Source organism: Streptosporangium roseum DSM 43021, assembly GCF_000024865.1.
GTDB lineage: Bacteria > Actinomycetota > Actinomycetes > Streptosporangiales > Streptosporangiaceae > Streptosporangium > Streptosporangium roseum.
In genome coordinates, this window is record NC_013595.1 from 4,622,914 (window position 1) to 4,644,542 (window position 21,629).

Genomic DNA, 21,629 nt, shown 5'->3' on the forward strand with positions numbered 1-21,629 from the left:
AGAGATGGCAGAGGGACGATGGAACTCAAGCTGACAGGCAAGAAGGCACTCGTGACCGGAGGCTCACGCGGTATCGGGCGGGGAATCGTCCTCGGCCTCGCCCGCGCGGGCGCCGACGTGGTGACGTGCTACCGGACCGAGAGCGAGGCCGTCACGAGCCTGGCCCGCGAGCTCAAGGAGACCGGCGGCAACCATCAGCTCGTCAAGGCGGACGTGAGCGACCCGGCCGAGGTCGACGCGCTCGTCGAGGACTGCCGCACCTCGCTCGGCTCCCTCGACGTGGTCGTGCACAACGCGGGCGTCATCAGCCACGTGCCGTTCGCCGAGCTCCCGGTCGAGGAGTGGCGGCGCGTGGTGGAGAACAACCTGGGCGGGCCGTACCTGGTGACGCAGCGGGCGCTGCCGCTGCTGTCGGCCGGTGGTTCCATCATCTTCATCGGCTCCAGGGTGGCCACCGTCGGGATCCCGCTGCGCTCCCACTACACCGCCACCAAGGCCGGCCTGGTCGGGCTCACCCGCTCCCTCGCCAAGGAGCTGGGCCCGCGGGGGCTGCGCGTGAACGTGGTGGCGCCGGGGCCGGTCGAGACGGAGGAACCCGCTCCGGCCGAGGTGCGGGAGCGGTACCAGAAGATGATCCCGCTCGGCCGGCTCGGCACCCCCGAGGACGTGGCCGGGGTCGTGGCGTTCCTGGCCAGCGACCTGTCGCGGTTCGTGAACGGCGAAACGATCAATGTCGACGGGGGGATCTGATGTACGACGAGAACGTCCCGGTACTGATCGTGGGAGGCGGCCCGGTCGGGCTGTCCACCGCGGTCTTCCTCGGCCGGCACGGCATCAGGTCCCTGCTCGTCGAGAAACGGGCCGACACCTCCCTGCTGCCGCGCGCCCCCGGCCTGCAGGCGCGCACCATGGAGCTGTTCCGGGCGGCGGGACTGGGCAAGGAGATCCGGGCGCTGGAGATCGGCGACTCGCACCCGTTCTTCGAGGGCGGCATCCTGCGGGTCAACACCTTCTCGGAGATCGTGGACGCGGAGGTCCTGGAGGCCCCGTCGCTGGACGGCCCGGCCATCAGCCCGGAGCGGGTCATGGGGTGCGGCCAGGACCGCTACGAGGTGGTGCTGGCCGAGAAGGCGAGGGAGCTCGGCTGCGAGGTGCGCTTCGCCAGCCGGCTGCGGTCGATCGAACAGGACGACGACGGGGTGACCGCCCAGGTGGAGGACGTGCGGACCGGTGTGGTCCGCACGATCCGCGCCGGCTACCTGGTCGGCGCGGACGGCGCGGGCAGCTCGGTCCGCCGGGCGCTGGGCGTCTCCCGCTCCGGCCGCGGCACCGTGTTCAACGCGCTCAGCATCTACTTCCGCGCCCCTGAGCTGGAGGAGATCCTGGCGGACCGGCCGTTCATCCTGTGCTACGCCACCGCCGGGGGAACGATGACCGGGCTGTCCCGCCTGCACGGTCGGGACCCGTGGCTGGCCGCCCCGGTGTACCACCCCGAGAAAGGCGAATCCCCGGCCGACTTCACCGACGAGCGCTGCGTCGAGATCGTCCGGACGGCGTCCGGCAAGCCGGACATGCACGTCGAGATCATGGCGAAGGTCCCCTGGGAAGGCTCCCAGCTGGTGGCGGAGCACTTCAGGGTGGGCCGGGTCTTCCTGGCGGGGGACGCCGCCCACGTGCACCCGCCGGCCGGCGGGTTCGGCGCCAACACCGGCATCCACGACGCGCACAACCTGGCGTGGAAGCTCGCGGCCACGCTGCACGGCTGGGCGGGTGCCGAACTGCTCGACACCTACCACGACGAGCGTCACGCGGTGGGCGAGGCGATGGCCGAGCAGGCGATGGTCCGCAACCGCATCCGGCACGGGCACGCCAGCGACGAGGTCCGCGCCCGGATGGTCGATGACATCATCATCACGCTCGGCTACCGGTACCGCTCCCAGGCGGTCGTGACCGAGGAGTACAGGCCGGTGCTGACGGCGCCGCTGGAACTCACCGGGGAGCCCGGCACCCGGGCGCCGCACCTCTGGCTCGAACGGGACGGTGAGCGGCTGTCCACGATCGACCTGTTCTGGGACTCCTTCGTGCTCCTCACCGGCCCCGAGGGCACGGCGTGGCAGGAGGCGGCCGACCGGCTGGCCGGGCGCACCGCGGTGCCGCTGCGCGTCGTGCGGATCGGCGCCGGCGGGGACTACGCCGCGGTGGACGGCGACTGGGCCGCGGCCTTCGGCGTCTCGGCGCGCGGCGCGGTCCTGGTGCGGCCGGACGCGTTCGTGGCCTGGCGGAGCGGCGACGGCCAGCCCGGACCCGAGAAGGTCCTCGCCGACGTCCTCGACCAGGCGGCCGGCACCGCGACCGTGGCCGCGATGGCGCGCTGACGATGACGGCGCCGACCGGGGAGCGCAAGAGGATGCACGACGAGCTGTCGGCGATCGCCGGACCCATACTGGCCCGGATCAGGGAGCATCCCTTCTGGGCCGGACTGCGCGACGGCACGCTGCCGTCGGCCTCGCTGTGGTACTTCGCCGAGCAGGACGCCCGCCATGTCGTCCCCGCGTACGCGCGGGCACTGGCCCGCTGCGGCGCGGTCGCCGACCAGGACGCGCACGGCGCGCTGCTCTGCTCGGCGGCCAGTGCCACGTTCGGCTCGCTCTCCCGGCTGGACAGCGAGCTGACCAAGCTGGCGGAGGCGCTCGGCAAGCCGCCGGGCGCCGCCGCCGTCACACCCGCCCCGCCGATCCACGCGCACACCTCCTTCATGCTCGCGGCGCCCGCCGTCTCGTTCGCCTCCGGCGTCGGCGGGCTCCTGCCCATGACCTGGTTCCACCTCGAGGTCTCCAACGATCTGAGGGAACGGTACGAACCCGGGTCCCGCTACGCCGCCTGGATCGACCAGTACTGCCCCGAAGGCGGCTTCTACCAGGAGTACGTCGCGGCGTACCTGGACATGGTCGACGAGGTGGGCGGGCAGTGCTCGGCCGGCGAGCGGGAGCGGCTCGTCGACCATTTCCTGCTCGGTGCTCGCTATGAGTTTTCGTTCGCTGACGCAGCGTGGCAGCGGAAGGGGTGGTTGATGTAGGACCATGCTTCGGGGCGGCGTTTCGAGCAGGCGTCGAGCCTGCGGGACCAGACTCGGCCCGACAACTCCCGGTTTATCCGGTGACCAGCACATTCTTGGAGTATGCGGCATGGGTATCACACCGAGTTCGACACGGAGAAATCGCGGTGCGTGGTATCGGACACGAGCCATTCGAGCACTCATACTCGCTGCCGGTATGAGCGTCGGAATCGCGTCCGTCGTGCCCGGCGCCTCGGCACAGGCCGGATCGCAGGCGTCGAGCGGCAAGAAGTACTACCTTGACTGCGGCGCCGGCAACGACTCCGCCACCGGCACGTCGGCCGGGACCGCGTGGCGGACCCTCGCCCGCGTCAACACGGTCACCTTCCAGCCCGACGACTCCATCCTCCTGCGCAGGGGCAGCACCTGCAACGGTGTCCTGCAGCCGCAGGGGTCCGGTACGGCCGCCAAGCCGATCACCGTCAGCGCCTACGGCAGCGGCGCCCGCCCGGCGATCGTCGGGGGCGGCGCCCGCGCGGCCGTGTTCCTGCGCAACGTCCAGGGCTGGGAGATCCGCAACCTCGACGTCTCCAACCCGGGCGCCGCCGACGGCACCCCGCGCACGGGCATCTACGTGCTGCTGGAGGACTACGGCACCGGCAAGCACTACGTGGTCGAGGACGTCAAGGTCCATGACGTGCTCGGCTGCGACTGCCTGCAGCCGGAGCTGGAGAACAGCGGCGGCATCCTGTTCAAGGCCGCCGGGTCGAGCACGCCCACCGGCTTCGACAAGATCAGGGTGTCCCGCAACGTCGTCTCCGGCGTCGACAACATCGGGATCGGCACCCTGTCGCAGTGGTCTCGCCGTACGCCCCTGTATCCGTCCGGGTCGAACTCGTTCGTCCCGATCACCGACGTGCACATATTCGCGAACAAGCTCAGCGACATGGGCGGCGACGGCATCCTCGTGCAGAACGGCGTGGACTCGCTCACGGAGTTCAACATCGTCAACGGGTTCGGCCTCCGCGCGACGGCCTCTCACGCCGCGATCCTCGCCTTCAACTCCGACCGCCCGGTGATACAGCACAACGAGGTGACGGGCGGCGCCGCCTTCCCGCCGTCCTTCGCCTTCAGCGTCGACGCCGCCAACTCCGACATCGTCTACCAGTACAACTACAGTCACGACAACAACGGCCCGTTCATGCTCCTGTGCGCCTTCACCGGAACGAACACCGACGGAGCGACGATCCGTTACAACGTCAGCCAGAACGACAAGGACCTTCTGCTGGGGACGTTCCAGATCCCCGTCATCGCCAACGGCTGCGACGTCCCCATAACGGATGTGAACATCTACAACAACGTGGTCTACAGCACAACCGCCACGGCGCTCGTCGGGACCCTCCACCCCACCCCGATGACGGTGAAGAACAACATATTCGTCGGCCGGCCGGAAGGGTCGACGATCGTCGACACGGTGGGGGTCTACGACCACAACCTTTACCGCAACATCACCTCGGTGCAGCCGGGCGACACCCACGCGGTGACCGGCGACCCCCTGTTCGTCAGGCCGGGAGCCTCCGGGACCGTCGGCGTCCTCGGATACCGGCTCAAGTGCGGCTCCCCGGCCATCGGCGCGGGCACCGTCATCCCGGACAACGGCGGCCGTGACCTCTACGGCTTCCGGGTGCCGAGCGACGCGGCGCCGAACATCGGCGCCTACCAGGGGCCGTGCGCCAGCCGCTAGCTCCTAGCTCCGCGCGACTCACAGCGGGCAGCCTCCCCGTACGGGGAGGCTGCCCGTCCGCTGTCCGGCCGTGGCCCGCGGGCGGAGTCGACGGGGCCGTTGCTCCATGCTCGCCCGGCACCCGAGGGGTTCTCGATCCGGGTCGGTCAACATCGGCAGACCCTTGAGATCGGAGACCGCCATGACGCCCGTGACCTCGCCGGTCGGCCTGATCGGCCCGGACGAGTTACTGATCTTCCTGATGCAGGTCGGGCTGCTGCTGCTCTGCGCGCTGCTGCTCGGACGGCTGACCCAACGACTGGGGATGTCGGCCATCGTCGGCGAGCTGTGCGCGGGCGTGCTGCTCGGCCCCTCGGTGCTGGCGCGGGTGGCGCCGGGACTGAGCGACTGGCTGCTGCCCCGCGACACCGCCCAGTTCCACATGCTCGACGCGGTCGGCCAGGTCGGCGTGCTGCTGCTCGTCGGCATCACCGGCATCCACATCGACCTGCGGCTGGTACGCCGCCGGGGAGTCACCGCGGCCCGGATCAGCCTCGCCGGTGTGGTCATCCCCCTCGCGCTCGGCGTGGCCGTCGGTCTCCTGCTGCCGGACTCGCTCGTCCCCGGCTCCGCCGACCGCAGCACGTTCGCGCTGTTCCTGGGGGTGGCGATGGGCGTCAGCGCCATCCCGGTCATCGCCAAGACGCTGATGGAGATGCGCCTGCTGCACCGCAACATCGGGCAGCTGATCCTGTGCGCGGTCACGGTCGACGACATCGTCGGCTGGCTGCTGCTGTCCGTCGTCTCCGCCATGGCGACCACGGGGGTACGGGCGGGGAACATCGCCCTCTCCGTCGGCTACGTGGCCGCCGTCGTCGCCGTCGCCGTACTCGCCCGCCCGCTCGTACGGACCGCGCTGCGGGCGGCGGAGCGCTCCGACAGCAGGAGGGACGGCGGCGTGACGGTCACGCTGGTGGTCATCCTGGTGGTGCTGGCGGCGGCCGCGACGCAGGCCATGAAGCTGGAGGCGGTGTTCGGCGCCTTCGTGTGCGGGATCGTGATCAGCAGTTGCGGCACGCTGAACCCCGCCCGGCTGGCGCCGCTGCGCACGACGGTCCTGTCCTTCCTCGCCCCGCTGTTCTTCGCGACCGCCGGGCTGCGGATGGACCTCGCCGCCCTGACCCAGCCGACGGTCCTGCTGGCCGGCGTCGGCGTGCTGCTCACCGCGATCCTGGGCAAGTTCGCGGGAGCCTATCTCGGGGCCCGGCTCAGCCGGCTCGGCCACTGGGAGGCCCTCGCGCTCGGCGCGGGCATGAACGCCCGCGGCGTCATCGAGGTCATCATCGCGATGGTCGGTCTCCGGCTGGGCGTGCTGAGCGCCGAGATGTACACGGTCATCGTGCTGGTGGCCATCGTGACGTCGCTGATGGCGCCGCCTATCCTGCGCCTGACGATGGCACGGGTCGAGCAGACCGCCGAGGAGCGGCTGCGCGAGGAGAGCCACGCGGTCGAAAAGGTCCGCAACACAGGCGGGACCACCTGAACACGCCGACGGCAGGGCAGGCCGACTGTTTTGAGGCCGACCTCGCCAGGAGGCATCGGACCCGTCCGCCTCCGCGACTGGAACAATGAAGGCCTTGCACGCGTCACCGGGGAGGTACGTCTGTGAAGGTCGGAGAGGCGCGTTCCGCCGCAGTCCAGTGGGTCGCCCGGTATGCCCGACCCGATGCCGGCTTCCGGGGCGCGTACTTCAGCGGATCGACCATCGGGCTGCCGGACGAGGCCGAGCTGCCAGGCTCCTCCGACATCGACATCTTCGTCGTCACCGCCGAGGAGGATCCGCCGGCCAAGCCGGGGAAACTCCGTTTCCAGGGTGCCCTGCTGGAAGTCAGCTACCTGCGCTGGAGCGAGATCGCCTCCCCCGGCGACGTCCTCGCGTCCTACCACCTGGCCGGCGGCTTCCGCACCGACGCGATCATCGACGACCCCACCGGCCATCTGCGCCGACTGCACGCACACGTCTCACCCCGCTTCGCCGCCCTGCCCTGGGCCCGCCGCAGGTGCCAGGACGCCCGCCACCGGATCGAAACCCGCCTCGCTGCGATCGACACCTCGGCGCCATTCCACGAGCAGGTGGCCTCCTGGCTGTTCCCCACCGGCGTGACGTGCCACGTGCTCCTCGTCGCCGCCCTTCGCAACCCCACCATCCGCCTGCGTTACCTGGCAGCTCGCGAGGTCCTCACCGACTACGGCCACGTCGGCCTCTACCCGGAAATCCTGAGCCTTCTCGGCTGCTCACACCTGCCCGCGCAACGCGTCCAGCACCATCTGCGCGAACTCGCCGCGACGTTCGACGCGACCGTCCCGGTGGCGAAGACCCCGTTCTTCTTCAGCAGCGACATCACCCCTGCCGCACGGCCGATCGCGATCGACGGAAGCCAGAGGCTCATCGACTCGGGGGACCACCGCGAGGCGGTCTTCTGGATCGTCGCGACCTTCGCCCGCTGCCACACCATCCTGGCCACGGACGCCCCCCGACTGCACGAGGCCCTCACCCCGGCCTTCCAGGCGGCCGTCGCCGATCTCGGCATCAGCTCCACCCACGACCTCCTCCACAGGGCCGAAGAGGTGACCCGGCTCCTGCCCAGGCTCTGGCAGACCACCGAGAACATCCTGATCAGCAACCCCGGCATCACCGGACAGGGAAGGGAAGACACCTCCCGGCCGCCGAGCGGTGTCCGTTCCCACCTACGGAACCACCGTTGAACGGTGCTCGAGCGATCTTCCAACCGGAGCGGCGAGCATGCGGTCATGCGTGAATCGACCCAGATTTTGATCATCGGTGGTGGCCCGGCGGGTTCGACCGCGGCCGGCCTGCTGGCCCGTGAGGGCTTCCAGGTGACCCTCCTCGAACGCGACCGCTTCCCCCGTTACCACATCGGCGAATCGATCCTGCCGTCCTGCCGCCCGATCTTCGAGCTGCTCGGAGTCTGGGACAAGGTCGAGGCCCACGGCTTCCAGCCCAAGGGCGGCGCGTTCTTCCAGTGGGGCCCCGAGGAGTGGGAGGTGCGCTTCAGCAACCTGGGCGACGACACCCCCAACGCCTGGCAGGTCATCCGCAGCGAGTTCGACCAGCTCCTGCTCGACCACGCCCGCGAGCTCGGCGTCGAGGTGATCGAAGGGGTGAGCGTCCGCGACATCGAGTTCGACGGCGACCGCGCCGTCGCGGCCCGCTGGTACGACACCAAGGATCCCGAGCGCAGCGGCCGCATCGAGTTCGGCCATGTCATCGACGCCTCCGGCCGCGGCGGCGTGCTGGCCACCCGCCATCTCAAGAACCGCCGGTTCCACGACGTGTTCCGCAACGTCGCCGCGTGGACGTACTGGAAGAACGCCAAGCCGCTCAGCAAGGGGCCCAGCGGCGCGATCGCGGTGTGCTCGGTCGAGGACGGATGGTTCTGGGCCATCCCCCTCCACGACGGGACGCTGAGCGTCGGCCTGGTGACCGGACGCGACCTGTTCAACGACAGCCGCGGGCGGCTGAACGGCGACATCCAGGCGGTCTACGACGAGGCGCTCGCGAAGTGCCCGACCGTCCTCGAACTGCTCGACGGCGCCGAGCAGGTGAGCGGGATGAAGGTCGAGCAGGACTACTCCTACGTCGCGGAGAACTTCGCCGGCCCCGGCTACCTGCTCTCGGGCGACGCCGCCTGCTTCCTCGACCCCCTGCTGTCCACCGGCGTCCACCTCGCCACCTACAGCGCGATGCTCGGCGCGGCGAGCCTGTCGAGCGTGCTGCGCGGGGAGGTCGCCGAGCAGGACGCGTGGCGCTTCTACAACACCGTCTACCACCACGCCTACCAACGGCTTCTCATCCTGGTCTCGGTGTTCTACGAGAGCTACCGGGGCAAGGAGCACCACTTCTACAACGCGCAGCGGCTGACCTCCGACGAGCGCGATCATCTGAACCTGCAGGCGGCCTTCGACCGCATCATCACCGGCATCGCCGACCTGAACGACGCCGAACAGGCCTACCGGCTGGTCCAGGAACACCTGCGGGGAGGCGAGAGCGGCGATCCCAACCCCCTGAACAACCTCAACCGGGTGCACGAGGTCAAGCAGTCGCCGTTCGACCCGGCCAATGCCGTCGGCGGCCTGTACCTGGTGACCGAGCCCCGGCTCGGCCTGCGCTCCAACGGGGCCACGCCGTCCGACCCCTCCTGACCGCTCCGGATCCGCCGAGCCGCCTCCTACGGCCGGCGGATCCCAGGGCTCACCTCCCGTACGGCCTGCGGATCCGGGAGCTCATGTCCTTGTACGGCCGGCAGGTCCGGGAACCCGCGTCCTGTACGGCCGGCAGGTCCGGGAGCTCACGACGTCCTCGCACGGCCGGCAGGTCAGAGGGCCCGTGCGATGACCTGACACAGACGACGACCGGGACGCCGCCAGTTACGGCGGCGTCCCGGTCATCGTCTGTGGGGCCGTGCGGCCCGTGCGGCCCGGCGGCGATCAGGCGGAGGCCGCCGCCCGGCCGAGCCGGCGGAGCGTCCCCTCCGGGTCGGCGAGAACGGGGAGCGCCGCGAACACCCCCGACACGCCGATCGACTCCAGCCGCTTCAGGTGGGCGGCCACCTCGGGGACGTCCCCGGTCACGCCGGTCAGCCCGGCCGCGAAGTCGACGAGTCCCAGCTCCTCCAGCAGCCTCGCGTTCTTCCCTCCGACGGCGAAGTCCCAGACGTCGTAGCGGCGCTCCATCTCCTCGACCGCGCCCAGCAGGTCGGGGGGGATGAGCGCCCGCATGTGCGGCGCCTTCAGGCGCAGGGCCACGTCGGAGGCGAGGGCCGCGCCGAGCTCGGCGTTCGCCTCCGCGCGGGTGTCCTTGACCGAGATGAAGCTGAACCCCCAGATCTCGATCGCCTCGGGATCGCGCCCGGCCTTCTCCGCCGCCGCCCGGACCGTCGCCACCTTCCGCTCGACGAGCTCGGCCGACATGCCGACGGTGGTGACCACCCCGTCGGCGATCTCGCCCGCCAGTCGCAGGCTCCTGGGGTAGTCCGCGGCGAGGTACACCGGCATGGGATGGACCCGGGTGAGCGGCTCGGTGGTGTGGCCGTCGACATGTGCCGTGCCGCCGTCGAGGATCGCCCGTACCGCCGTGACGTAGTCGTGCAGTTCCTGTGGCGTCCCCACCGGGGACCGTCCGACGACCCGCCTGGTGCTGCCGCCGTTCCCGACGGCGAGCATGACGCGGCCCCCCGTCAGCTCGTGCAACGTGGAGATCGCGGTGGCGGTGGCGGCCGGGTGGCGGAGGAACGGCGTGGTGACCATCGGCGTCAGAATCGCGTTCCGGCTCTCCTGCGCCGCCACCGTGAGCGACACGTACAACTCGTATGCGCGGGCCGGTGTGTCCCCGACCCCGATGACGTCATATCCGAGATCGTCGGTCAGCCGGACCAGATTCCGGAATGTGGAGAGGTCGTCCATCCACTCTATGATCGCGCCTAGTTTCACGAATCATTCCTCCACGAAATAATCACGCTCGGCTTCACGAGGAACATAAATAAATCAATATGGCGTGCGCAATATGGTTCGAGGTGCCGTCAAGCGGCGCTCGACGGCGACCGCCGGCACCAAAATGCCTTATTCCAGTAATACGGCTCCACATGCTCCGCCGTCGCGGGGCCGTACACGCTCCGGGGGCGCGGCCTCCCCGTCAACGCCGGGTGGCGCGTCCGTGCGCCCGGCTGGGCGGCGCCGTGCCCGGGACGTCCGTACACGCTGTCCGGCGGGGGAGGGCGGCCTCGCCGGGCAAGCTCCGGCGGCCCGTGTCGACCGGGGCTCGACCAGGGCCCCAGCGGCCGCCCGGACACTTGCTCACGTTGGTAGCCCGGCTGCTGACGCGGTACGCCGCGCGAGACCTGCCCGTCGGCCGCGTAAGAGTCTAAGAGGAGCGTAATGGATATCGGAGTCTGCCTGCCGACCACCATTCCCGGTGCTGACGGCAGCCAGTTGATCGAGTTCGCGCGCCGTGCGGATCGCCTCGGATTCCACAGCCTGACGGTGGTCGACCGAGTGGTCTACGACAACTACGACGGCATCGTCGCGCTTTCCGCCGCGGCCGCGGTCACCGAGCGGATCAAGCTCGTCACGGCGATCCTGCTGGCCGCCTACCGGCCGAGCGCGGTGGAACTGGCCAAGCAGCTCGCCAGCCTGGACCGCCTCTCCGGCGGCCGGCTCATCCTCGGCGTCTCCGCCGGGATGCGGCAGGACGACTACGTCGCCACCGGCGCCGACTACGGCACCCGCGGCCGGCGCCTGGACGCGATGATCGAGGAGATCAGGGAGGTGTGGAAGGGGGAGGGCCCGGTACCGGGCGTCGGCCCCCGCCCCACCAACGGCGACATCCCGATCTGGGCCGGCGGCCACTCGCCGGCCGGTCTCCGCCGGGCCGCCAAGTACGGAATCGGCTGGATCTCGCCGGGCGGCCCGCCGCACAAGTACCCGGAGCTGGTGACGAAGATCAAGGAACTCTGGGCCGAGGAAGGCCGTACCGGTTCACCGAGGATGGGCGCCAACTGCTACGTGTCGCTCGGCCCGGACGGCAAGGAGCAGGCCACCGAGCACATGCTCAGCTACTACTCCTACATGGGCACGATGGCGCAGCATCTCGCGGCGGGAGCCGTCACGGACGAGGGCAGGCTGCGCGACGTGGTGGACGGCTACGCGGCCAACGGCTGCGACGAGCTGCTGCTGCTGTCGTGCACGGCCGATCCCGACCACCTCGATCGGATAGCCGACGTGGTGCTGCGCTGATTCGGAGGACCTGATGGACACCCCTCGCGACCGGGGCCGGCCGCTGCGGATCATCATCATCGGCGGCGGCATCGGCGGACTGTGCCTCGCCCAAGGGCTGAGGCAGGCCGGTATCGACGACATCGTCGTATACGAACGTGACGAATCCGCCCGGGGGCGGATGCAGGGATACCGGTTGCGGATCAGTCCCGAGGGGGAGCGGGCACTACGGCAGTGCCTGCCCCGCCAGGCGCAGGACCTGCTCACCGCGACGTCGAACAAGCGGCACGAGGAGGGCCTGGCGGCCTACGACGATCAGCTCAACCCGCAGTGGGCCCCCGCGTTCGACGATCCGCGCGGCGACGCGCCGGACAAGGTGGACGCGGTCGACCGGGTGACGCTGCGCCGCATACTGCTCGCCGATCTCGACGGTGTGGTGCGCTTCGGCAAACGGTTCACCCACTACGAGCAGGTGGACGGGGAGGTCGTGGCGCACTTCGCCGACGGCGGCTCGGACACCGGCGACGTGCTGGTGGCCGCTGACGGGGCGAACTCCCAGGTACGGGCCCAGCTACGGCCGGCCGACCGCGCCCACGACCTCGGCGTGCGCGCGATCCTGTCTCGCACCCCGCGGGCCGGCGCGATCGAGGCCGGGTTGCCGGAGGTCCTGCGCGACCGGTTCGTCAACGTGACGGGATCGAACGGACTCCGTCTCGCGCTGATGCCCATGGTCTTCCGCACCCCACCGCGGGAGGCCGCCGAGCGGTTCTGGCCCGGCCTGGGATTCGACGACACCGAGGACTACTACATGTCGGTGTTCAGCGTGCACCGCGAGGTTCTGGGGCTGCCCGACGACTCGTTCTTCGCCATGACCGGCGAGGAGCTCCGCGAGCTGGTGCTCGAACGCACCGCCGGCTGGCATCCGCACCTGCGCGGCGTGTTCGCCCACTCCGAGGCGGAGGAGACCTACCCGCTCGCGCTGAGGGCCACCCTGCCCGTCGAGCCCTGGGCGCCGGGGAACGTGATCCCGCTCGGCGACGCGGTGCACACGATGCCGCCGACCGGCGGGGTCGGAGCCAACACGGCGCTGCGCGACGCCGCCTCGCTGTGCCGCGCGCTGACCGCGGTGACGCGTGGCGAGCGGCCACTGCTGGACGCCGTGGCCGAATACCAGGCGGAGATGGTCCGGTACGCGACCGAGGCGACGAACATGTCGCTGAAGATCGCCAAATGGTCCATGCAGAAGATCGACCTCAGTGAGAAGAAGCTCTCCCAAGCGTAAAAGGAGCCACGCAAGTGACGAGCATTCCCACGGACACCAGCCGTCCAGCCGGGATCCTGCGGCTGGCAAATTCCTTTTGCGACGCCAAGGCGCTGCTGACCGCCGTAGAACTCGACCTGTTCACCGTCCTGCACGCCGGCCCGGCCAGTGAGGAGGAGATCCGCCGCCGCCTGGAGCTGCACGGCCGGGGCCTTTCCGACTGGCTCGACCTGCTCGTCGAGCTGAACCTGCTGGAGCGGGACGGCGCCCGCTACCGCAACGGCGCGGGCGCCGACCGCCATCTGGTGCGCGGCGCGGACTCCTACATCGGCGGGTTCATCGAGCGGTCCAACCGCAACCTGTATCCGGCATGGGGCAGGCTGTCCGAAGCGCTGCGCAGCGGAAAGCAGCAGTCCGGGAGCGACTTCGAGGCGGTGGTGGACAACCCGAAGGTGCTGGCCCAGTTCATCAACTCGATGGACGCGCTGACCGGCGTGCTCGGCCCGCAGCTGATCGAGGCCTACGACGGATGGTCCGGCTACCAGTCCGTGCTGGACGTCGGCGGCTGCCGCGGCGGTCTGGTGTCGCAGGTCGTCAGGGCGTACCCGCACCTTTCCGGTGCCGTGTTCGACCTGCCGCAGATGGCGCCCTTCTTCGAGGAGAAGGTCGCCGAGCAGGGCCTGGCGGGCAAGGTGACGTTCCACGGCGGCAGCTTCTTCACCGACCCGCTCCCGACGGCGGACATCGTGATGCTCGGGCACGTGCTGCACGACTGGGACCCGCAGCAGCGGAAGTTCCTGGTGGAGCAGGCCTACCGGAGCGTCAACCCCGGAGGCGTGCTGCTGGTCTACGACCGCATGCTCGACCGTGAGTCCAGCCGTGTCGAGAACCTGGTGATCAGCCTGGACATGCTGCTGGTCACCGACGGCGGCTCCGAGTACACCGTGTCCGAGCTGCGAGGACACGCCGAAGGGGCCGGATTCACCTCGATCGAGGACCGTCCGCTCGGCGACGACGACACGCTCGTGGTGGCCCGCAAGGCGCGCTGACCGCAGGATCCGGTCACGGCGGGCGAGCAGACGCGGCCTCGCCCGCCGTGACCTTCCACCGAGGCGGTGACCGTCCGCCGCGGGAGGACGGCGTGCCCGCCGCGGCCGGCCGAGGACCTGTCCGGCAAGTTCCGCCGAAGGAGGCGACCGATGATCGTGGTGTTCGGATCCACCGGCAATGTGGGGCGGCACGTCGTGACCGGGCTGGTGGCCGCCGGTGAACGGGTACGCGCGTTCACCCGCGACCCCGCCCGCGCCCGGTTCGACGAGAGCGTGGAGGTCGTCGCGGGAGATCTCAGGGACCCCGGCACCGTGCTCGCCGCGCTCACCGGTGCGGACGGCGTCTACGTGGCGACCAGCCCTGACGCGCTGGCACACGAACTCGCCGTGGCCGCAGCGCTGCGCCGGTCCGGGGCCGGCCGGGTGGTGAAGCTGTCGTCCGTCGCCGCCAACGCGCCGGTGACCGACTCCTACGGGGCGGCGCACGCGGCCGCCGAGAACGCCTTCATGGACTCGGGCGCCGAGTGGACCGTGTTGCGTCCGGCCGGATACATGTCGAACGTGCTGCAGTGGAGATCGTCGATCACATCGCAGGGCAGGGTCTACCAGCCCTACGGCAAGGTCCGGCGGGCCGTGATCGATCCGGAGGACGTGGCCGCCGTCGCGGTCGCCTGCCTGACGACGGCCGGCCATCACGGAAAGGCCTACCAGCTCACCGGGCCCGAGGCGCTGACGGCACCCCAGCAGACGGCCAGGGTCTCCGTCGCGCTCGGCCGCCCGCTGGAGTTCGTCGACGTCGATCCGGAGCAGGCCAGGAACGGCATGATCCGCGCGGGGATGCCGCCGGAGCTCGTGGACGGGCTCCTCTCCTCGATGGCGGATCCCGGCCCGCTACGGGGCGGCACGCCGCAATCCACCGTGCGGCAGATCACCGGCCGCCCACCGGCGACGTTCGACTCCTGGCTGGCCCGGCATCTGACGGAACTCCACGGCTGACCGCCCGGGTGTCAGCCGTGCGAGGGAGTCCGGCCGGCGGCTTTGCGGCAGAGGACCAGTGTCTCGTTGTCGTCGAGCCGCCGGTGACTCACGGAGGCGAAGCCGGCGGACGCGGCGAGTTCGGTCAGCTCGCCGATCGTGTACTCCGACCCCTCCTCGGTGACCAGCGCCATGATGAGGCTCGCCAGCAGGTTGTCGATGCTGGGGCGCTCGTCGTCCAGCATCCGGTCGTGCACCAGCAGCACTCCACCGGGGTTGACCGCCTGGAAGGCCTTGCGCACCAGCTCCTCGCGCTGCCCGTGCGGCCAGTTGTGCAGGATGTGCCCGAGGATCAGCACATCGGCGCGGGGCAGCGGGTCGCGGAAGAAGTCTCCGGCGTGGAAGCGCACCGACCCGGCCGTGCCCAGCTCGGCCATGTGCTCCCGGAACAGCGGCTCCATCTGCGGCAGGTCGAACACGTGCCCGGCCAGCCCGGGGTGCGTGATGACGAGCTGCCCCGCCAGGCCGCCGCGGCCGCCGCCGACATCCAGCACCGAACGGTATCCCGACCAGTCGACCGCCTCGGCCAGCCGCGGGATGAGCGGCCGCAGCGTGCCCTCCATCATGCGCACGTAGCGCCGCAACTGTTCTGGATCGTCCAGCATGGCGGCGAAACCGTCGGCCGCCGACCGCGGCCGGCCACTGCGCAGCGTCTCGGTCAGCCCGTCCCAGACCGGGTACAGGTTCGCCTTGGCCCCCAGCAGGGCGCCGCCGACGTAGCCGGGCAGGCCGCTGACAAGGTAGCGGTCCGGGCCGGCGGCCGCGCGGTAACGGCCGTTCTCCTGCTCCAGCAGGCCGAGAACGACCAGCAGCCGCAGGAAGTCGCGCAGCCCGCGGCCGTGCAGCCCCAGCCGCCCGCTGATCTCCTCCTCGGTGGCAGGGCCGTCGTGCAGCACGGTGAACAGATCGAGCTCGACCGCCGTGAGCAACGCCTGCGCCTGGCAGAAAGCATTACCGAGCCGGAGAATGCCGTGCACGGAGCCGATGTCGGGAGCTGTGCTCACCATCGCCGGGCCTCCTTTCCCATCGCCGACCACCACGCCGCGATCATGCCGCACCACCTTGGAACATCACTCGAAGGCGGGCGGTCGTCTCCGGCGGCCGCTACACCGGTTCTCGAGCCCGGCGCGAAGATCCGGTCGCACAGTACTCCTGGCAACGTAACGACGACCTCGGGAACGGTGATGGCGATGCAGGTGAGCGCGACCAAGGAAACGTGCGCGGTGAGCAGCATGTGCGTCTACCGCGCGCCTGCGGTCTTCGATCAGGACGAGGACGGCACGGTCGAGGTCATCGACCCGAATCCCCCCGCTGAGCTGCACGAAGCCGTCCGGAGCGCGGCGCGCGGCTGCCCGACCAGGTCGATACACGTCGAGTGATCGTCGAGGACGTCTGGAAGCACCGGCCGCATGCTGTGGAGAGCTGCGGAACTGACCGAGGGAGACGTGGATGTGCGGCATCGCCGGCTGGGTGGACTTCGGGCGCGACTTGACGCGGGAGCGGCCGACGCTGCAGGCAATGACCAACACGCTGGCCAACCGGGGTGTGGACGACCAGGGGCTGTGGGTGAGGGGCGACGTCGCACTCGGGCACACGCGCACCGCCGTCATCGACCTGGCCGGCGGCGCGCAGCCGCTGACCGTCGAGGAGGACGGCCGCCCCGTCGCGGTGATCGTCTACAACGGCGAGGTCTACAACTTCAAGCAACTCCGGACCGAGCTGCAGGCACGGGGGCAACGCTTCCGCACCCGCAGCGACACCGAGGTGGTCCTGCGCTCCTACCTCGAATGGGGGCCCGACTGCGCGAAGCGGCTTGAGGGTATCTTCGCCTTCGCCGTCTGGGACCTGCGCCGCGAGGAGCTCGTCCTGGTCCGCGACCGGCTGGGCGTCAAGCCCCTGTTCTACACCAGGCTGCCCGAGGGCATCCTGTTCGGTTCCGAGCCGAAGGCGCTGCTGGCCAACCCGCTGGTCCGCCCGGTCGTCGCGGTCGAAGGGCTCCAGGAGCTCTTCGCCACCGCCAAGAAGCCGGGACAGTCGGTCTTCCGGGACATGCGGGCGCTGCTGCCGGGTCACACGCTGACCGTCGGCCGCGGGGGCGTGGTGGACCGGACATACTGGGCGCTGGAGGCGCGGCCGCACACCGACGACCTCGACGGGACCATCACCAAGGTCCGCTCGCTGCTGGAGGACATCGTGCTCCGCGAGCTGGAGGCGGACGTCCCGCTGTGCACGGCGCTCTCCGGCGGCGTGGACTCCAGCGCCATCACCGCGATCGCCGCCAAGTGGCGCCGGCAGTTGCACGGCGAGCGGGTGCGGACCTTCGTGACCACCTTCGACGACTACGCCAGGAACTTCCAGCCTGACGACGTCCGGTTCTCACCCGACGAGCCGTACGCGGCGGAGGTCGCCCGGCACCTCGGCTCCGATCACGTCAAGATCATGCTGAACACCCAGGACCTGATGGATCCGGAGACGCGCCTGGCGGTGCTCCTGGCGCAGGACATGCCGACCACGCTCGGCGACATGGACACCTCGAACTACCTCACCTCGCGCGAGATCAAGACCCATTCCACCGTGGCGCTCGCGGGGGAGGTGGCGGATGAGATCTTCGGCGGATACAACTGGATGTACAACCCGGACCTGCTCAACGCCGACGTCTTCCCCTGGGTGGCCAACGAGACCCGCCAGCAGGGCTCTCCCACGGGCCAGGGCAGGAGACTCTTCGACCAGGGGCTCATGCGGAAGCTCGACATGAACCACTACTACGCCGACCACTACCGCCAGGCACTGGCGGAGGCGCCGCACCAGGACGGGGAGGACGCCAAGGAGCGGCGGATGCGCTCGGTCGGCTACGTCACGCTGACGCGCTGGCTGCCCATGCTGCTCGACCGCGACGACCGGCTCTCCATGGCGCACGGCCTCGAACTGCGGGTGCCCTACGCCGACCACCGGCTCGTCGAGTACATGTACAACACCCCCTGGAGCTTCAAGACCTTCGACGGCAGGGAGAAGAGCATCCTGCGCGCGGCGGTGCGCGACCTGGTGCCGCCGTCCGTCCTGGAGCGCACGAAGAGCCCGTGGCCGGTCACCCAGGACCCGGCCTACACCAAGATGCTGCACGACGAACTGTCCGCCCTGGTCGCCGACGCCTCGTCGCCGGCCCTGCCGTTCCTGGACACCGACGCGGTACGGCACACACTCGAACATCCCTCGAGCATCGCTCACGAGTGGGTGAGCAGGATGCACATCGAGATGGCACTGCAGTTCAACACATGGCTGAGGCACTACAACGTAGAGCTGGCGATCTGACATCCACGAGGTGGTCAAGCATGGATTTTGCCGACGTGCTGCGCAGGCGCCAGATGGTGCGCAGCTACACCGACGAGCCTGTGTCCGACGACGCGCTGAACCGCATCCTGCAGGCGCTGCGCCGCGCGCCCAGCGCGGGGTTCAGCCAGGGGCACCGGCTTGTCGTCGTCACCGACGCCAAGCTCCGGCAGCAGGCCGCCGACATCGCCGAGAGCCGGTATGTCGAGCTGGGCTTCCCCCCGTGGATCTCCGAGGCGCCCGTGCACATCTACGTCGGCACGCGCGAGAACTCCTACCACGAGCGCTACGGGGGAGCCGAGGAGGTCCGGCCCGGATACACGGAGATCCCCTGGCCGGTGCCGTTCTGGTGGTTCGACTGCGGGGCGCTGTTCATGCTGCTGCAGCTCGCCGCGATCAACGAGCAGCTCGCGACCGGGTACTTCAGCTCCGTCTACACCGACGAGCTGGCCGCCCTGGCACAGGTGGCCGGCCTGCCGGACGACGTCGCCCTCGCCGGCGTCCTCACCATCGGGCACCCTGACAACGGCCGCTCCCTCCCCATCCCCGCGAACGCCGTTTTCCGCAAGCCGAACGATGAGCTCATCGAGTGGCGCCGGTAGGCCGGGCCGGGCCGAGACGGCGGCGTTCAGGGACATCATCGGATAGGGAGAGACAACCGTGAGGAAAGTTGCGGCAACTCCGGCGGACCGGCGCATCGTCGTCCTCGGCGGGGGCATCGCCGGTCTGGCGGCAGCCATCGCCCTGGCCAGGCGCGGCTATCCGGTCACGCTGATCGAGCGGGACCCGCCGCCGCCGGCCGGCCGCGACCAGGACCCCTTCCTGGCGTGGAAGCGCCGTGGCGTCCCCCAGTTCCGGCTGCCCCACGGCTTCTCGGCCCGGGCCCGCAGCCTGCTGGCGGCCCATGCGCCCGACGTCCTCGAACGGCTCCGGGCCGACGGCATCGAGGAGATCAACGTCTTCAAGCAACTCGTCGCCCCGGAACTCTGGCAACCCTCCGACGACGAGTTCACCGTCGTGTGGGCCCGGCGCTCGGCCTTCGAGCTCGCCCTGCGGCGCAGCGCCGAAGCCGAACCGGGCATCCGCCTCCTCAGCCCCGAGGTCGCGAGCGGGCTGCGCTTCGAACGGTCCCCCAGCGGCCCGCCGCGGGTCACGGGGGTCCGCCTGGCCGACGGCCGCGAGCTGGACGCGGACCTGGTGCTCGACTGCGGCGGCCGGCGCTCACCCGTATCCCGGTGGCTCGCGGCCGAGGAGGCCCACGTCCGCACCGACCTCCAGGACTGCCAGACCGTCTACTTCAGCCGCTACTACCGCTTCACCCCCGGCTGCGACCTGCCCAAGACCGCCGTCGCCGTGCTCCGGGGCGAGCTGGAGAGCGTCATGTACCTCGGCTTCCCCGGCGACCACGACACTTTCGCCATCTGCCTCGAAGCCCGTCCCGATGACAGGGACATGCGGCTCCTGCGCCACACGTGGGCATGGGAGGCCACCGCCCGCAGCATCGAGGAGGTGGCGCCCTGGATCGACCCGGCCAACGCCACCCCCGTGAACGAGGTCCAGACCATGGGCGGGCACCACAACGTCCGCCGGCGCTACGTGGTCGACGGCCAGCCGATCGTGCTCGGCCTGCTCGCCGTCGGCGACGCCCTGTGCACCACCAACCCCGCCTACGGCTGGGGGGCGTCGATGGCGCTCACCTACGCCTTCGCCGCCGCGGAGGCCGTCGCCCGTCACGACCCGGATCCGGTCGCCGTGGCGCTCGCCTATGACGCCGCCACCGCAAGCGAGGCCGACGCCGTCTATCGGGAGTCGGCCGCCATGGACCGGGCCCGCATCTACCGCCACACGGGGCAGGACGTGCCCGAGCACGACCGTGCCGAGATGGAACGCCAGCACCTCATCGCCGAGGGCGTCTCGGCCGGGGTGTTCTTCGACCTCGAACTCGGCCGGGCCTTCTGCCGCCGGGTCAACCTCGCGGGCCCCGCCGATGCCGTGCTCGACAACCCCGACATCATCTCGCGGGCCAGGCACGCCCACGACAGGCTCACCTCCGCGCCGGCCCCGAAGGCCGGGCCCGACCGCCAGGAGCTCCGCGCCATCGTCCTGGCGGCCCGGCCGAGATCCACCGCCTGAACCGCGGGCTCCGCTCCTGAACCGCGGGCTCCGCTCCTGAACCGCGGGCTCCGCTCCCGGACCGCGGGCTCCGCTCCCGGGCGGGGCGAGGTCGCGGTGGACCGGGAGGCGGGCCTCCGCCGGAGTCCCACCTCTGACGTGTGACACGAGGGTGCCGGGAGTTCTCTCCCGGCACCGTCACGCGGCAGAAGGACGGCGCGGCGGCGGGAGCGTCGCGCTACGGCCACCCGGAGCGGGCATCCGGCCGCGCCGCGCTCCTCCGCCTGCCGTACGCCGCGCCGGGAGGGTCCACGACGCCCCGCCGGCAACGGGGGCCTCGGCCCCGCGTCGCCGTCGGGAACGACCCGCTCGCCTGGACGGTTCCGGGTCCGCGGGCGGCTCAGTAGGCGGCGGTCACCTCGTAGATGCCGAACGGCCTGCCGCCCGGCGCCCGCTGGTAGCGGCGGAGTGGAGCCGTGGTGCCGCGGTGCGCCGCGCCCTCCTCCCACGAGCGGAACGCAGCGAGGCTCTCCCACTCGCTCATCACCACGAACGCCGCCGGGTCGTCGGCCGCGCGCAGCAGCTCGTTGCCGAGCAGGCCCGGCGTGCCCGCGAGGTCACGGCTGATCTGGTGGTAGGCCGCTTCGACGGCGCCGGGCTCGCCCGAGGGCGCGGCGGTGTAGATCAGCACCCTGGCCCGCGAGGTGCCGGATCCGCCGGTGCCTTCCGCTGTGGTGGGGGTGGGGTCGCCGGTCATCGGGGACCCGCCCCGGTGCCGGTCATCGGGGATCCGTTCCGGTGCCGGTCATCGCGTAGACCACCTGCATCGTGGTCATCGTTCCGCCTGAGCGGAACGGATGCAGTCTGGTGCGGTGGGCCAGGTGGCCCTGGCTGTGTTCGAACTCCCGGAAGCGCTGCTCGTCGGCCCAGTCGCTGACGATGTAGTAGACCCCTTCTTCTTCCTGGCTCCTGGCCAGCCACTGGCCCAGGTTGGCCGGATGGTCGGTGACCGCCTGGCCGACCTGGAACCAGGTCTGTTCGAACTCCTGCTCCATCCCGGAGTGGATCTGCATCCGCAGCAGCACCCGGAACACCGACGACCCGGACGACGCCTCAGGCGGTGGTGCGGGCTGTGTCTTGGTTGGTGGTGTCGGTTGTGGTGTGGGCATGGTGGTTCCTCCCTCGGACTGCCGGGCCCGGCGGATGAAGCGTGTGCCGTCCAGCGGGTGGTCGTGGTGTGGGCCGTCATCGTCAAGCAGACCCCGCTGCGCTGGT

General features: G+C 70.6%; 19 protein-coding genes. 15 read left to right on the forward strand and 4 right to left on the reverse strand.

Annotated features, from left to right (window positions below; all coding sequences use genetic code 11):
- Positions 1 to 18 precede the first annotated feature (18 nt).
- From SROS_RS20170 to SROS_RS20200, 7 genes are all read left to right on the forward strand, one after another.
- On the forward strand, positions 19 to 750 hold the full coding sequence (locus SROS_RS20170) for an SDR family NAD(P)-dependent oxidoreductase (protein ID WP_012890801.1): 732 nt from the start codon (positions 19 to 21) through the stop codon (positions 748 to 750).
- Complete coding sequence (locus SROS_RS20175; protein WP_012890802.1) at positions 750 to 2,375, forward strand: FAD-dependent monooxygenase; 1,626 nt, start codon at positions 750 to 752, stop codon at positions 2,373 to 2,375. Before SROS_RS20170 ends, SROS_RS20175 begins: the two co-directional genes overlap by 1 nt.
- A 2-nt stretch (positions 2,376 to 2,377) precedes the next feature.
- Complete coding sequence (locus SROS_RS20180; protein ID WP_052316982.1) at positions 2,378 to 3,076, forward strand: TenA family protein; 699 nt, start codon at positions 2,378 to 2,380, stop codon at positions 3,074 to 3,076.
- 196 nt (positions 3,077 to 3,272) lie between these two features.
- Complete coding sequence (locus SROS_RS20185; protein WP_012890804.1) at positions 3,273 to 4,799, forward strand: right-handed parallel beta-helix repeat-containing protein; 1,527 nt, start codon at positions 3,273 to 3,275, stop codon at positions 4,797 to 4,799.
- A 181-nt stretch (positions 4,800 to 4,980) separates the two neighbouring features.
- Entirely contained in the window at positions 4,981 to 6,321 is a 1,341-nt protein-coding gene (locus SROS_RS20190; protein WP_012890805.1) for a cation:proton antiporter, read from the forward strand.
- A gap of 122 nt (positions 6,322 to 6,443) precedes the next feature.
- Positions 6,444 to 7,544 (forward strand): hypothetical protein, encoded by a 1,101-nt coding sequence (locus tag SROS_RS20195; protein WP_012890806.1) that lies wholly within the window; start codon positions 6,444 to 6,446, stop codon positions 7,542 to 7,544.
- Between the two features lie 45 nt (positions 7,545 to 7,589).
- Positions 7,590 to 9,002, forward strand: a complete 1,413-nt coding sequence (locus SROS_RS20200) for an NAD(P)/FAD-dependent oxidoreductase (protein ID WP_012890807.1) — start codon at positions 7,590 to 7,592, stop codon at positions 9,000 to 9,002.
- 285 nt (positions 9,003 to 9,287) lie between these two features.
- Here the strand turns inward: SROS_RS20200 and SROS_RS20205 are convergent, their stop codons facing one another.
- A complete protein-coding gene (locus SROS_RS20205; protein ID WP_043652425.1) occupies positions 9,288 to 10,262 on the reverse strand; it encodes an LLM class flavin-dependent oxidoreductase in 975 nt (324 codons plus the stop codon).
- A 471-nt stretch (positions 10,263 to 10,733) separates the two neighbouring features.
- On the opposite strand from SROS_RS20205, the gene SROS_RS20210 reads away from it, so the two are divergent.
- The 4 genes from SROS_RS20210 (at position 10,734) to SROS_RS20225 (ending at position 14,876) form a co-directional block, all read left to right on the forward strand.
- Positions 10,734 to 11,591 (forward strand): LLM class flavin-dependent oxidoreductase, encoded by an 858-nt coding sequence (locus SROS_RS20210; protein ID WP_012890809.1) that lies wholly within the window; start codon positions 10,734 to 10,736, stop codon positions 11,589 to 11,591.
- Between the two features lie 13 nt (positions 11,592 to 11,604).
- On the forward strand, positions 11,605 to 12,852 hold the full coding sequence (locus SROS_RS20215) for an FAD-dependent oxidoreductase (RefSeq protein WP_012890810.1): 1,248 nt from the start codon (positions 11,605 to 11,607) through the stop codon (positions 12,850 to 12,852).
- Between the two features lie 14 nt (positions 12,853 to 12,866).
- Positions 12,867 to 13,880, forward strand: coding sequence for a methyltransferase (locus tag SROS_RS20220; RefSeq protein ID WP_012890811.1), 1,014 nt, complete (start codon positions 12,867 to 12,869; stop codon positions 13,878 to 13,880).
- Between the two features lie 150 nt (positions 13,881 to 14,030).
- Positions 14,031 to 14,876, forward strand: a complete 846-nt coding sequence (locus SROS_RS20225) for an NAD(P)H-binding protein (protein WP_012890812.1) — start codon at positions 14,031 to 14,033, stop codon at positions 14,874 to 14,876.
- An 11-nt stretch (positions 14,877 to 14,887) separates the two neighbouring features.
- Here SROS_RS20225 and SROS_RS20230 read toward each other — a convergent pair whose 3' ends face one another.
- A complete protein-coding gene (locus SROS_RS20230) occupies positions 14,888 to 15,922 on the reverse strand; it encodes a methyltransferase (RefSeq protein ID WP_012890813.1) in 1,035 nt (344 codons plus the stop codon).
- 177 nt (positions 15,923 to 16,099) lie between these two features.
- Here SROS_RS20230 and SROS_RS20235 point away from each other — a divergent pair, with 177 nt between their 5' ends.
- From SROS_RS20235 to SROS_RS53000, 4 genes are all read left to right on the forward strand, one after another.
- Positions 16,100 to 16,294, forward strand: coding sequence for a ferredoxin (locus SROS_RS20235; RefSeq protein WP_012890814.1), 195 nt, complete (start codon positions 16,100 to 16,102; stop codon positions 16,292 to 16,294).
- Positions 16,295 to 16,364: 70 nt separating this feature from the next.
- Positions 16,365 to 18,224, forward strand: coding sequence for an asparagine synthase (glutamine-hydrolyzing) (asnB, locus tag SROS_RS20240; protein ID WP_012890815.1), 1,860 nt, complete (start codon positions 16,365 to 16,367; stop codon positions 18,222 to 18,224).
- A 20-nt stretch (positions 18,225 to 18,244) separates the two neighbouring features.
- Positions 18,245 to 18,844 (forward strand): nitroreductase family protein, encoded by a 600-nt coding sequence (locus SROS_RS20245; RefSeq protein WP_012890816.1) that lies wholly within the window; start codon positions 18,245 to 18,247, stop codon positions 18,842 to 18,844.
- A gap of 58 nt (positions 18,845 to 18,902) precedes the next feature.
- On the forward strand, positions 18,903 to 20,375 hold the full coding sequence (locus SROS_RS53000; RefSeq protein WP_012890817.1) for an FAD-dependent oxidoreductase: 1,473 nt from the start codon (positions 18,903 to 18,905) through the stop codon (positions 20,373 to 20,375).
- A gap of 379 nt (positions 20,376 to 20,754) precedes the next feature.
- Here SROS_RS53000 and SROS_RS20255 read toward each other — a convergent pair whose 3' ends face one another.
- Both SROS_RS20255 and SROS_RS20260 read right to left on the reverse strand, forming a co-directional pair.
- On the reverse strand, positions 20,755 to 21,111 hold the full coding sequence (locus SROS_RS20255; RefSeq protein ID WP_012890818.1) for an antibiotic biosynthesis monooxygenase family protein: 357 nt from the start codon (positions 21,109 to 21,111) through the stop codon (positions 20,755 to 20,757).
- A 22-nt stretch (positions 21,112 to 21,133) separates the two neighbouring features.
- Complete coding sequence (locus SROS_RS20260) at positions 21,134 to 21,523, reverse strand: antibiotic biosynthesis monooxygenase family protein (protein WP_012890819.1); 390 nt, start codon at positions 21,521 to 21,523, stop codon at positions 21,134 to 21,136.
- Positions 21,524 to 21,629: the final 106 nt, after the last annotated feature.